Raw genomic sequence first — 12,884 nt, 5'->3', positions numbered from 1 at the left:
ACAAAACCAGAGAAAATCCTTCCTTTCCCTCCCCCTAAGGGGTAAGGTCAGATAGTTTTTTGACCAGTTGTTAATAAAAAAATGATAACTAACTGACTACTTAGGGAAAAATATGCGCAAGTTTACGTTGGCACTGAGTGCCGTTTGTTTATTGTTCACGCTTAATCAGCCAGCCCAGGCACTCGTTTCTTCTCCCTCTCAGCTCAATCCAGGCACTAACGTTGCAAAGCTCGCTGAGCAGGCTCCCATTCACTGGGTCTCCGTGGCACAAATTGAAAACAGCCTGACCGGACGTCCGCCGATGGCCGTCGGGTTTGATATCGATGACACTGTCCTCTTTTCCAGCCCAGGCTTCTGGCGCGGTAAAAAAACGTATTCTCCGGACAGTGAGGATTACCTGAAGAATCCGGCCTTCTGGGAAAAAATGAACAATGGCTGGGACGAGTTCAGTATTCCAAAAGAAGTCGCGCGCCAACTGATTGATATGCACGTGCGTCGCGGTGACAGCATCTTTTTCGTGACCGGGCGTAGCCAGACGAAGACTGAAACGGTGTCGAAAACGTTGTCTGATAACTTTCACATCCCAGCTGGAAATATGAATCCGGTCATTTTTGCCGGCGACAAGCCGGGTCAGAACACCAAAACGCAGTGGCTGCAGGATAAAAATATCCGCATGTTCTACGGTGACTCCGATAATGACATCACTGCCGCTCGCGACGTGGGTATTCGCGGTATTCGCATTTTGCGCGCCTCTAACTCCACTTATAAGCCGCTGCCACAGGCCGGTGCGTTTGGTGAAGAGGTGATCGTCAACTCGGAATATTGAGGACGCTGGCTGCGGATTGCTGTTTTTTTAAACAAATTTACATTGCTGGCTTTTACCTTTTGCGGACTTGCTGCACACTGAATAAAAGATGTTCTCATGAGGCAATATGCTGGTAAGGGGAATAAAGATGACGAATTCGGAGTTGCTGCAATACTGCATGGCAAAAACGGGCGCGGAGCAGAGCGTTCACAGTGACTGGAAGGCCACGCAAATCAAAGTCGAAGATGTGCTTTTTGCCATGGTAAAAGAGGTGGAAGAACGCCCGGCGGTGTCTCTGAAAACCAGCCCTGAACTGGCAGAACTGTTGCGCCAGCAGCATAGCGATGTTCGGCCAAGCAGGCATCTCAATAAGGCGCACTGGAGTACGGTGTATCTGGACGGCTCGCTGCCGGATTCACAGATTTATTATCTGGTCGACGCCTCTTATCAGCAGGCTGTGAACACGTTGCCGGAAGATAAACGCCGGATACTGACGCAGCCCTGATCCGTTTCGCCGGATGCGGCGCAAGCGCCTTATCCGGCCTACAGGCTTTATACCTGATCTGTAGTTTCGTAGGCCTGATAAGCGCAGCGCCATCAGGCACAACGGTTGCCGGATGCGGCGCAAGCACCTTATCCGGCCTACAGGCTTTATGCGTATTCTGTAGTTTCGTAGGTGCTGATAAGCGCAGCGCCATCAGGCACAACGGTTGCCGGATGCGGCGCAAGCGCCTTATCCGGCCTACAAGCAATTATGCCTGGTCTGTAGTTTCGTAGGCCTGATAAGCGTAGCGCCATCAGGCACAACGGTAGCCGGATGCGGCGCAAGTGCGTTATCCGGCCTACAGGCTTTATGCATATTCTGTAGACCAGACAAGTGTTGCGTAATTACAACAGCGGTTTAAGGAAGCGGGCCGTGTGTGAGGCTTCACACTCAGCGACCGTTTCTGGTGTGCCGGAGACAAGGATTTCGCCGCCGCCGCTACCGCCTTCCGGACCGAGATCGACAATCCAGTCTGCGGTCTTAATCACGTCCAGATTGTGCTCAATCACCACGATGGTGTTGCCCTGATCCCGGAGTTGATGCAGCACGTCCAACAGTTGCTGAATATCCGCAAAATGCAGACCGGTGGTCGGCTCATCGAGAATATACAGCGTTTGCCCGGTACCGCGTTTGGACAGTTCGCGCGCCAGCTTCACGCGCTGTGCTTCACCGCCCGAGAGCGTGGTAGCGGACTGACCCAGTCGAATGTACGTTAGGCCAACGTCCATCAGCGTTTGCAGCTTACGTGCCAGCGCCGGAACGGCATCGAAGAACTCACGTGCTTCTTCAATCGTCATATCCAGCACTTCGTGGATAGTCTTGCCTTTGTACTTAATTTCTAACGTTTCGCGGTTATAGCGCTTGCCTTTGCACTGATCGCACGGCACGTAGATATCCGGCAGGAAGTGCATTTCGACTTTGATCACGCCGTCGCCCTGACAGGCTTCACAGCGTCCGCCACGGACGTTAAAGCTGAAACGCCCCGGCGTGTAACCGCGTGCTCGTGACTCCGGTACACCGGCAAACAGTTCGCGCACTGGCGTAAACACCCCGGTGTAGGTTGCCGGGTTAGAGCGCGGCGTACGGCCAATCGGGCTTTGGTCAATGTCGATCACTTTGTCGAAATGCTCCAGGCCTTGAACGTCGCGATACGGCGCAGGTTCAGCCAGCGTCGCACCGTTTAGCGCCGTCTGTGCAATCGGGAACAGTGTGTCGTTAATCAGCGTCGATTTACCCGAACCGGAAACACCGGTAATGCAGGTAAATAAACCTACCGGCAGCGTCAGGGTGACATCTTTCAGGTTGTTACCGCGTGCGCCGGTGAGCTTCAGCACTTTCTCTGGGTCAGCCGCAACGCGCTGTTTAGGCACTTCAATCTTGCGTTTACCGCTCATGTACTGGCCGGTCAGCGACTCAGGCACTGCCATGATGTCGTCGAGCGTCCCTTCGGCGACGACCTGACCGCCGTGAACACCCGCGCCCGGGCCGATATCGATAACGTGGTCAGCGGCGCGAATCGCATCTTCATCGTGCTCGACCACAATGACGGTATTTCCCAGATTACGCAGGTGGATAAGCGTACCCAGCAGACGCTCGTTATCGCGTTGATGCAAACCGATAGACGGTTCATCCAGTACGTACATTACACCGACCAGACCCGCGCCGATCTGGCTTGCCAGGCGAATACGCTGGGCCTCACCGCCGGAGAGTGTTTCCGCCGACCGCGATAGCGTCAGGTAGTTGAGGCCGACGTTGACCAGGAACTTCAGACGATCGCCAATCTCTTTAAGAATTTTCTCGGCAATCTTCGCCCGCTGACCTGCGAGCTTCAGATTGTTGAAGAAATCCATTGCATGACCGATGCTCATGTCAGAAATCGCAGGCAGCGGCGTATTTTCAACAAATACGTGACGGGCTTCCCGGCGTAAACGCGTCCCTTCACAGCTGGCGCAAGGACGGTTACTGATGAACTTGGCTAATTCTTCACGTACTGCGCTGGATTCCGTCTCTTTATAGCGGCGCTCCATATTGTGCAATACGCCTTCGAACGGATGGCGACGTACGGACGTATCACCGCGATCGTTCATGTATTTAAATTCGATATTCTCTTTACCGGAACCGTACAGTACCACTTTATGCACAGCAGGGTTCAGGCTGGCCCACGGGGCTTCAACGTCGAATTTATAGTGTTCCGCCAGAGACTTAAGCATCTGGAAGTAATAGAAGTTACGGCGATCCCAACCGCGGATAGCACCACCGGCCAGCGACAGTTCCGGGTTTTGGATCACCCGATCAGGATCGAAATATTGCTGCACGCCGAGACCGTCACAGGTTGGACACGCGCCCGCCGGGTTGTTAAACGAGAACAGCCGCGGTTCCAGTTCGCGCATGCTATAGCCGCAGATAGGGCAGGCGAAGTTGGCGGAGAACAGCAGCTCCTCCGCTTTCGGGTCGTCCATATCGGCAACGACCGCCGTACCGCCGGACAGTTCCAGCGCGGTTTCAAAGGATTCCGCCAGTCGTTGGGTGAGATCGTCACGGACTTTAAAGCGGTCAATCACCACTTCAATGGTGTGTTTCTTTTGCAGCTCAAGCTTGGGCGGATCGGAAAGGTCACAGACTTCACCGTCGATACGGGCGCGGATATAGCCCTGGCCTGCCAGGTTTTCCAGCGTTTTGGTGTGCTCGCCTTTACGCTCTTTGATCACCGGCGCCAGCAGCATCAGACGCTTACCTTCCGGCTGCGACAGGACGTTATCCACCATCTGGCTTACGGTCTGCGCTGCCAGGGGGACGTCGTGATCCGGACAGCGCGGCTCGCCAACGCGGGCAAACAGCAGACGCAGATAGTCGTGAATTTCGGTAATTGTACCTACCGTGGATCGCGGGTTATGGGACGTCGATTTTTGTTCAATTGAGATGGCAGGAGAGAGCCCCTCAATGTGGTCGACGTCCGGTTTTTCCATCAGCGACAGAAATTGACGCGCGTACGCGGAAAGGGATTCAACGTAACGACGCTGCCCTTCGGCATATAAGGTGTCGAAAGCGAGCGAAGATTTGCCTGAGCCCGAAAGCCCGGTGACGACAATCAGCTTGTCGCGCGGGATGACGAGGTTGATGTTTTTGAGATTATGGGTGCGGGCGCCCCGAACTTCGATCTTATCCATTCATCTTTCCCGGATTAAACGCTTTTTTGCCTGGCTGCATGGTGCTACCGGCGATCACAAACGGTTAATTATGACACAACCTGACCTGAATGGATATACAGTATTGGAATGCAAAACGCAGACGTCTGTGCAACAATGTCTGGCTGGAGTTGTTTACTGGAATCAACTTCGCAACGTAGTAAAAGCGCTATTGGAAATGCTACAATCCCGCGCTTACACTTATTCAGTAACGTTTTTCAGGAGACACGATCATGGCCAGCAGAGGCGTAAACAAGGTGATTCTCGTCGGTAATCTGGGCCAGGACCCGGAAGTACGCTATATGCCGAATGGTGGCGCAGTTGCCAACATTACGCTGGCTACTTCCGAATCCTGGCGTGATAAAGCGACCGGTGAAATGAAAGAGCAGACTGAATGGCACCGTGTTGTGCTGTTTGGCAAACTGGCGGAAGTGGCCAGCGAATATCTGCGTAAAGGTTCTCAGGTCTATATCGAAGGTCAGCTGCGTACCCGCAAATGGACCGATCAGTCCGGCGTAGAAAAGTACACCACAGAAGTTGTGGTTAATGTTGGCGGCACCATGCAAATGCTGGGTGGTCGTCAGGGTGGTGGTGCTCCGGCAGGTGGCGGTCAGCAGCAGGGCGGTTGGGGTCAACCTCAGCAGCCGCAGGGTGGCAACCAGTTCAGCGGTGGTGCGCAGTCTCGTCCGCAACAGTCAGCGCCGGCAGCGCCGTCTAACGAGCCGCCGATGGATTTCGACGACGATATTCCGTTCTAATCCTACTGCGTTACGCTGAAATAATGGCTACCTCAAGACTGGGGTAGCCATATGCAATTTTGTTATCAGTTCAACACCATCGGCCAATCTGGCGGTGTGTGGCTCATCACGTCAACCATTACGGTTTCAATGTTCTTCCAGATAGCGGACATATCCACCAGGGTTATGCCGAGCAATCCAGTCGCAAACCAGCAGGCAAAAACCAGCCCCAAACCGCTGCTAATGACGGCCAGGCCAATATAATCTGATTTACGAAAACGGATATTGAGCGTACTGGCTAAAAACATCAGCACCGCGCTGAGTAGTTGCCACCGCAGAAGAACCACGCCAGTTGTTATTGTCGCCATGAAAAACGTCCTCAGAAAGTCTGGATGCCCAGGACAGCGCGGGGGTGTTCACCGAGGGTGTGATACTCTGGCTATCGACGGGCAATAACATGAATGAAACATTGTTTCTGTTACATGATTTTTGTGAACTATATCACATCTGGTCGTTTGTTCACCAGTATTGGCCGTTATTTTTGTAGGCTTATAACCACTCCAGGTGTGTGGTTTTGTTTAATGAAGAGTTGATAATAAATAACCATGTTTTAAACATGTATTTAGTCTACTTGTTATATTTATCCTAAATTAAACGTTAAAAAAAATTAATGAATTTCTTAAATGCAGCCAGGATAATGCTCATAAAAAATTACTCCGTGGGGATAATAACGTTATGAAATAAGCATAACTTTAAGTTTGCCTTACGGAAAAATAATATCATCATCAACTATTATCAGACTTTTACATAGAGAAGTCTGTTGCTAATACTGATAGATTCATGCAACTTAATCAGTCGGTGTTTATAGCATCCTGCCTTGATGGGTTCTGGCATATACGAAACAGGGAAATAGGGCTGACATGAATCACAGTGCGCGACGCAAGATGCTGAAGTTCCTGGGAACATTCATGGTGGTATTGTTCCCCGTGGTGCTGGCGATATGGTTTGCGCACATCCGGGCGATGACCGAAACCCATAGCCAACTCCGCTCTTTTGCTCAACTGGTGTTAAATAAAACAGAATTGGTGATCCTACAAGCTGATTTGGCGCGTGATATGGCCCAGTTGTATCAGGGTAAGATGTGTACCCCGGCACATCAGAAAAGTATGCTAAATATTATTCGCGGTCGTTTATATATCAGTGAGCTAATTTATGCGCAGGGCGATCACTTTTTGTGCTCTACGTCGATGGCGCCGCCTGTTACTTATATTATGCCGACAGCCGATTATAAACGTACGCCGGATATCGCCATCTATTACTACCGCGATACCCCTTTTTTCGCTGGCTACAGAATGACGTACATGCAACGCGGGAACTACGTCGCAGTCATCAATCCATTGTCCTACAGCGAAGTCATGTCAGATGATCCGGATCTCTCCTGGGGCGTGTATGACACAGTAACAGATACGTTTTTCTCTGCCAGCGAAGCGGCAAATATTGCGCAATTCGCGCCGCTCATACGCGGTGAAGCCTCGACCTTTCAACAAGACGATCGCTTCTACACCATCGTGCATTCAGAAAAACGTCCAATTGCGATTATTGTGTCGACCTCAGACAACCGCGTAAGTCAGATTTTCTATCACGAGGCGGTATTAACCATCCCCTTCGGGATTATCTGCAGCATCCTGATATTGCTAATGTGGTGGCGCACGCGCCAGGAATACTTATCCCCTCGACGTTTGCTAAAACGCGCGATCAAAAAACGTCAGCTTTGCCTGCATTACCAGCCGATTATTGATATTAAGAATGGGCAATGTGTTGGTGCTGAAGCTCTGCTGCGCTGGCCGGGCTGTAAAGGTGAGGTGATGAGCCCGACGGAGTTTATTCCGCTGGCTGAAAAAGAGGGAATGATTGAGCGGATCACGGATTATGTCGTTGAAGAGGTGTTCAACGATTTGGGGTATTTTCTTTCGGCGCATCCTCAGCTTTCTATATCGATTAACCTTTCCGCTTCTGACTTTCATTCATCCCGATTGATTGCTCTGATTAACGACAAAAATCGTGAGTACTCCGTGGCGGCCCAGCAAATTAAAGTCGAAGTGACCGAGCGTGGGTTCATAGATGTACATAAAATGACCCCCGTAATCCAGGCGTTCCGCAAGGCGGGTTATGAAGTGGCATTTGATGATTTTGGCACGGGATATTCCAATCTGCATAATTTGTCAGCGCTGAATGTCGATATCCTGAAGATCGACAAATCGTTTATTAGCACGTTATCCACTAACAGCACCAGTCACTTGATTGCCGAACATATTATTGAGATGGCACAAAGCTTACACCTGAAGACGATTGCGGAAGGTGTGGAAACGAAGGAGCAAATCGAATGGCTGCTTGAACGCGGCGTACAGTATTGTCAGGGCTGGTATTTTGCGAAGGCGCTGCCGCCGCAGGAGTTCATGCACTGGATACAACGGTCGCCCGCCATACTGACGCAGAGCGGGCAATAATCTTACAGACGATGGCGGTAGTCGCTGGGAGTACGATCAAATTCGCGGCGAAACACACGCGAGAAGGTTTGTTGCGACACATAACCAAGATCCATCGCGATATCAAAAATAGGTCGCTCAGTTGTCCGTAGTTCAACGGCGGCCAGCAAAAGTCGACGCTGGCGGATGTAGTCACCCAAGGTCTGGCGCGTCACCGTGCGGAACATTCTTTGTAAATACCACTTCGAGTAACCTGATTTTTTCGCCACCGCCTCAATGTTCAGCGGTTGATCGATATGTTCATCAATCCATTCAATAAGGGTCTGAATAATCTGCTGATGGGACATAGGGCTGCCTCTTTCTCAGTATTCGATTCGTCGTTTTGTCTGTGGGCGAGTATAATTCCTCAAGTTAACTTGAGGTAAAGCGATTTATGGAAAAGAAATTACCCCGGATAAAAGCGCTGCTCACACCAGGTGAAGTCGCCAAACGTAGCGGCGTGGCGGTATCGACCCTGCATTTCTATGAAAGCAAAGGGTTAATCAGTAGCATGCGCAACAGCGGCAATCAGCGGCGATACAAACGTGATGTGTTGCGTTACGTCGCGATAATCAAGATTGCTCAACGCATCGGGATCCCACTGGCCACGATCGGTGACGCGTTAGGTGTATTACCTGAGGGGCATTCGCTTAGTGCCAAAGAGTGGAAGCAGCTCTCTTCGCAATGGCGTGAAGAACTGGACCGACGCATCCATACTTTGGTGGCGCTACGCGATGAGCTGGATGGGTGTATTGGTTGCGGATGCTTGTCACGTAGCGATTGCCCGTTGCGTAACCCTGGCGATCAGCTTGGCGAGCAGGGGACCGGAGCGCGCCTGCTGGAAGATGATTAATTGGTTTAAAATATGTGACGGGTATGAAGGATATAAAACTAAAGCGCCACAGAGGGCGCTTTAGTTTGGTTCCGGTCTTTGTCTTTCACTCTATCCCGCTGGTTCACGGGAGGGTTTCCCCCGACATCAACACCCCTCAGTCGAGCACATTAGGGGAGGTTCCGGCCTGTGTTGATAATGTAAGTGTAAGCCACCTCCCTCCATTTGCCAGTGAAATGGTGATTTTTTAGCCAAAAAATTTTACGCATCTTCACCTGTTTTCTTGCGCGAGTTGCGCGAAATAAACACGCCGATGATGTAATAACTCCGCGAAATTTGTTGCCAAATTGCGCATTGACGATAACGTTTGCGCATCGACTGGTTATTTCTTGCGCGTTATAAGAAGAAATGAGTAAAAAGCGGCAAAGTTCAGTTGAAAACCAGCGTATGATCGCTAGATAATCGTTTGCTTTTTTTTACCACCCGTTTTTTATGCGCGGAGCTAAACGTTTGCTTTTTTGCGACACCCCTATTGACGCAAACCTGGCACATGGAGAAAACGTTTAGCAGGCAGTGGATTGTCCAGCACGCATAATGACGAAAAAATAAACTCTCAGGGGATGTTTTCTATGTCTACGCCTTCAGCGCGTACCGGCGGTTCACTCGACGCCTGGTTTAAAATTTCGCTCCGCGGCAGTACCGTTCGTCAGGAAGTCGTTGCCGGATTAACGACCTTCCTGGCCATGGTCTACTCCGTTATTGTGGTTCCGGGGATGCTGGGTAAAGCCGGGTTCCCTCCTGCTGCTGTATTTGTGGCGACCTGTCTGGTCGCGGGCGTCGGTTCTATTGTGATGGGCCTGTGGGCAAACCTGCCGCTGGCAATTGGTTGCGCCATTTCTCTGACCGCATTTACCGCATTCAGCCTGGTGCTGGGCCAACATATTAGCGTGCCCGTTGCGCTGGGTGCGGTGTTCCTGATGGGTGTCCTGTTTACCATCATTTCCGCGACCGGTATCCGTAGCTGGATCCTGCGCAATCTGCCGCAGGGCGTTGCGCATGGTACGGGGATTGGTATCGGCCTGTTCCTGCTGCTGATTGCGGCAAACGGTGTCGGTCTGGTAATTAAGAACCCGCTGGACGGCCTGCCGGTTGCGCTGGGTGACTTCGATACCTTCCCGGTCATTATGTCGTTAATTGGTCTGGCGGTGATTATTGGCCTCGAAAAACTGAAAGTACCGGGTGGCATTCTGCTGACCATTATCGGTATTTCCGTGGTTGGTCTGATTTTCGACCCGGCAGTGCATTTCTCCGGCATTTTTGCCATGCCGTCTCTGAGTGATGAAAACGGCAACTCGCTGATCGGCAGCCTGGATATCATGGGGGCACTGAACCCGATTGTCCTGCCGAGCGTGCTGGCGCTGGTCATGACCGCTGTCTTCGATGCAACCGGAACCATCCGCGCGGTAGCCGGACAGGCGAATCTGCTGGATAAAGACGGACAGATTATCGACGGTGGTAAGGCGCTGACCACTGACTCCCTGAGCAGCGTGTTCTCTGGTCTGGTGGGAGCAGCTCCGGCGGCGGTTTACATTGAATCCGCAGCGGGTACGGCGGCAGGCGGTAAAACTGGCCTGACAGCGATCACCGTTGGCGTACTGTTCCTGCTGATCCTGTTCCTCTCTCCGCTCTCTTATCTTGTACCTGTGTACGCAACGGCACCTGCGCTGATGTATGTGGGTCTGTTGATGCTAAGCAACGTCGCGAAAATCGATTTCGCTGACTTTGTCGACGCGATGGCGGGACTGGTTACGGCCGTATTTATCGTGCTGACCTGTAACATCGTTACCGGCATCATGATTGGCTTTGCGACCCTGGTAATTGGCCGCATCGTTTCTGGTGAATGGCGCAAACTGAACATCGGCACCGTGGTGATCGCCATCGCGCTGGTGGCCTTCTACGCCGGCGGTTGGGCTATCTGATTCTGATTTCCTGACGATCCTAAAAACGGGTGGCTTTGGCCGCCCGTTTTCATTTTCAGAACACACTCGTTGTCTTTTGCGTTACTCTCAATTAGATAGAATTGAGGCACGACGCCTCTCATTAGCAATCATAAGAAACATCGCAAACAGGGAACGCATGGAAATCTTTTTCACCATACTCATCATGACCCTTGTGGTCTCGCTGTCGGGGGTATTTACTCGCGTATTGCCCTTCCAACTTCCTTTACCCCTTATGCAGATCGCCATCGGCGCCTTGCTGGCGTGGCCGACGTTTGGTTTGCATGTGGAATTCGATCCTGAGCTGTTCCTGGTTCTGTTCATCCCGCCGCTGCTCTTTGCCGATGGCTGGAAGACGCCAACGCGTGAGTTTCTCGAGCACGGGCGAGAGATTTTCGGCCTGGCACTGGCGCTGGTGCTGGTCACGGTGGTCGGCATTGGATTTATGATTTACTGGCTGGTGCCGGGGATCCCTCTCATCCCAGCCTTTGCGCTGGCTGCTGTGCTATCGCCAACCGATGCCGTCGCACTTTCCGGCATTGTGGGAGAGGGACGTATACCGAAGAAAATCATGGGTATCCTGCAGGGCGAAGCGTTGATGAACGACGCCTCCGGTCTGGTCTCTCTGAAGTTTGCCGTCGCCGTGGCGATGGGCACAATGGTATTCACTGTTGGTGGCGCAACGCTTGAGTTCTTCAAAGTGGCGATTGGCGGCATCCTGGCTGGTTTTGTCGTCAGTTGGCTGTACGGCCGCTCCCTGCGCTTCCTCAGCCGCTGGGGCGGTGACGAGCCGGCAACGCAAATCGTCCTGCTGTTCCTGCTGCCGTTTGCGTCTTACCTGATTGCGGAACATATCGGCGTTTCCGGTATCCTCGCAGCGGTCGCTGCCGGGATGACGATCACCCGTTCCGGGGTGATGCGCCGCGCGCCGCTGGCGATGCGTTTACGTGCTAACAGTACCTGGGCGATGCTGGAGTTTGTGTTTAACGGCATGGTCTTCTTGCTGTTAGGGCTACAGTTACCGGGAATTCTGGAGTCTTCTTTGGCGGCGGCCGAGGCCGATCCGAATGTTGAAATCTGGATGCTGTTTACCGATGTCGTGCTGATTTACGTGGCGCTAATGCTGGTGCGTTTTGGCTGGCTGTGGACCATGAAAAAGTTCAGTCTGCGCTTCCTGAAGAAAAAACCGATGGAGTTTGGATCCTGGACGACGCGTGAAATCATGATCGCCTCTTTTGCCGGTGTACGCGGGGCCATTACCCTCGCCGGTGTGCTCTCCATTCCACTGTTGTTACCGGATGGTAGCGGCTTCCCGGCGCGATATGAGCTGATCTTCCTTGCCGCAGGCGTGATCCTGTTTTCGCTGTTTGTCGGCGTGGTGATGCTGCCGATTCTGCTACAACATCTGGAAGTGGCAGACCACTCGCAGCAGCAGAAAGAGGAACGTATTGCCCGCGCCGCCACGGCAGAAGTGGCGATTGTCGCGATCCAGAAAATGGAGGAGCGACTGGCCGCGGACACCGAAGAGAACATCGATAACCAGTTGCTCACCGAGGTGAGTTCACGCGTGATTGGTAACCTGCGCCGACGCGCCGACGGGCGCAACGATGTGGAAAGCTCGATGCAGGAAGAAAACCTCGAGCGACGTTTCCGCCTGGCAGCGCTGCGTTCAGAACGCGCGGAGCTTTATCACCTGCGCGCCACGCGTGAAATCAGCAATGAAACGCTGCAAAAACTACTGCACGACCTGGATTTGCTGGAAGCGCTGTTGATTGAGAATCAGTAAACGGTAGTGCCTGATGCGCTACGCTTATCAGGCCAACAAGATCGGCAATAGCGATGTAGGCCGGATAAGGCGCTAGCCGCATCCGGCGAAAGGTGTGCCTGATGCGCTACGCTTATCAGGCCTACAAGACCGGCAATAGTGATGTAGATACTGTTATCGCCTGCAAGCCTTTTCAGGTTCCGCGGTTACGGATAGCAGGCACGACCAGTCACAGCGCCGTCAGGCGCTGTTTTTTCCTGATTCATCTTCCCTTCAGGCTGTTATCACCCCATGTCTCGACGCATCGAACGGCTCACCTGATTTCAGTACACCGTAAGACACATGCGCCAGCTTGCGCATCATTGCGCCTATTATCACTTTCCCTTTTTTACCGTTTCCTGCCAGACGGTCGCGGAACGCCCGCCCCCATTCCGTTTTACTTATTGCCACCATCGCTGGCATGTACAGAGCCCTGCGCAGGGATACATGGCCGC

Annotated in this window: 10 protein-coding genes and 1 pseudogene; 7 read left to right on the top strand and 4 right to left on the bottom strand. The window is 52.4% G+C overall.

Going from position 1 to position 12,884, the window contains the following annotated elements; genetic code table 11:
• Positions 1 to 112 precede the first annotated feature (112 nt).
• Positions 113 to 826 carry an acid phosphatase AphA gene (gene aphA, locus OGY17_RS17990; protein ID WP_003826615.1) on the top strand — a complete coding sequence of 238 codons (714 nt, stop codon included), beginning with the start codon at positions 113 to 115 and terminating at the stop codon, positions 824 to 826.
• A gap of 127 nt (positions 827 to 953) precedes the next feature.
• On the top strand, positions 954 to 1,310 hold the full coding sequence (locus OGY17_RS17985) for an MmcQ/YjbR family DNA-binding protein (protein WP_008786927.1): 357 nt from the start codon (positions 954 to 956) through the stop codon (positions 1,308 to 1,310).
• A gap of 383 nt (positions 1,311 to 1,693) precedes the next feature.
• On the opposite strand, the gene uvrA is transcribed toward OGY17_RS17985, so the two are convergent.
• A complete protein-coding gene (gene uvrA / locus OGY17_RS17980; RefSeq protein ID WP_003826619.1) occupies positions 1,694 to 4,516 on the bottom strand; it encodes an excinuclease ABC subunit UvrA in 2,823 nt (940 codons plus the stop codon).
• 251 nt (positions 4,517 to 4,767) lie between these two features.
• On the opposite strand from uvrA, the gene ssb1 reads away from it, so the two are divergent.
• Entirely contained in the window at positions 4,768 to 5,292 is a 525-nt protein-coding gene (gene ssb1, locus OGY17_RS17975) for a single-stranded DNA-binding protein SSB1 (RefSeq protein ID WP_003826621.1), read from the top strand.
• Between the two features lie 65 nt (positions 5,293 to 5,357).
• Here ssb1 and OGY17_RS17970 read toward each other — a convergent pair whose 3' ends face one another.
• Positions 5,358 to 5,639 (bottom strand): YjcB family protein, encoded by a 282-nt coding sequence (locus OGY17_RS17970; protein WP_003826625.1) that lies wholly within the window; start codon positions 5,637 to 5,639, stop codon positions 5,358 to 5,360.
• A 552-nt stretch (positions 5,640 to 6,191) separates the two neighbouring features.
• Between OGY17_RS17970 and pdeC the strand changes: the two genes are divergently transcribed.
• On the top strand, positions 6,192 to 7,778 hold the full coding sequence (pdeC, locus tag OGY17_RS17965; RefSeq protein ID WP_008786928.1) for a cyclic di-3',5'-guanosine monophosphate phosphodiesterase PdeC: 1,587 nt from the start codon (positions 6,192 to 6,194) through the stop codon (positions 7,776 to 7,778).
• A 2-nt stretch (positions 7,779 to 7,780) separates the two neighbouring features.
• On the opposite strand, the gene soxS is transcribed toward pdeC, so the two are convergent.
• Entirely contained in the window at positions 7,781 to 8,104 is a 324-nt protein-coding gene (soxS, locus tag OGY17_RS17960; protein WP_003031731.1) for a superoxide response transcriptional regulator SoxS, read from the bottom strand.
• An 86-nt stretch (positions 8,105 to 8,190) separates the two neighbouring features.
• Between soxS and soxR the strand changes: the two genes are divergently transcribed.
• From soxR to OGY17_RS17945, 3 genes are all read left to right on the top strand, one after another.
• Positions 8,191 to 8,649, top strand: a complete 459-nt coding sequence (gene soxR / locus OGY17_RS17955; protein ID WP_003826630.1) for a redox-sensitive transcriptional activator SoxR — start codon at positions 8,191 to 8,193, stop codon at positions 8,647 to 8,649.
• Positions 8,650 to 9,257: 608 nt separating this feature from the next.
• Complete coding sequence (ghxP, locus tag OGY17_RS17950) at positions 9,258 to 10,607, top strand: guanine/hypoxanthine transporter GhxP (protein WP_003826632.1); 1,350 nt, start codon at positions 9,258 to 9,260, stop codon at positions 10,605 to 10,607.
• 157 nt (positions 10,608 to 10,764) lie between these two features.
• On the top strand, positions 10,765 to 12,411 hold the full coding sequence (locus OGY17_RS17945) for a Na+/H+ antiporter (RefSeq protein ID WP_003826634.1): 1,647 nt from the start codon (positions 10,765 to 10,767) through the stop codon (positions 12,409 to 12,411).
• A 252-nt stretch (positions 12,412 to 12,663) separates the two neighbouring features.
• Here OGY17_RS17945 and OGY17_RS17940 read toward each other — a convergent pair.
• Positions 12,664 to 12,884: pseudogene (locus OGY17_RS17940) on the bottom strand (IS110 family transposase); the annotation flags it as partial.

Source organism: Citrobacter sp. Cpo126, assembly GCF_030332445.1.
Classification (GTDB): domain Bacteria; phylum Pseudomonadota; class Gammaproteobacteria; order Enterobacterales; family Enterobacteriaceae; genus Citrobacter; species Citrobacter portucalensis.
Note: the sequence above shows the minus strand (reverse complement) of the source record. Positions and strands in the feature narration are given on the sequence as shown.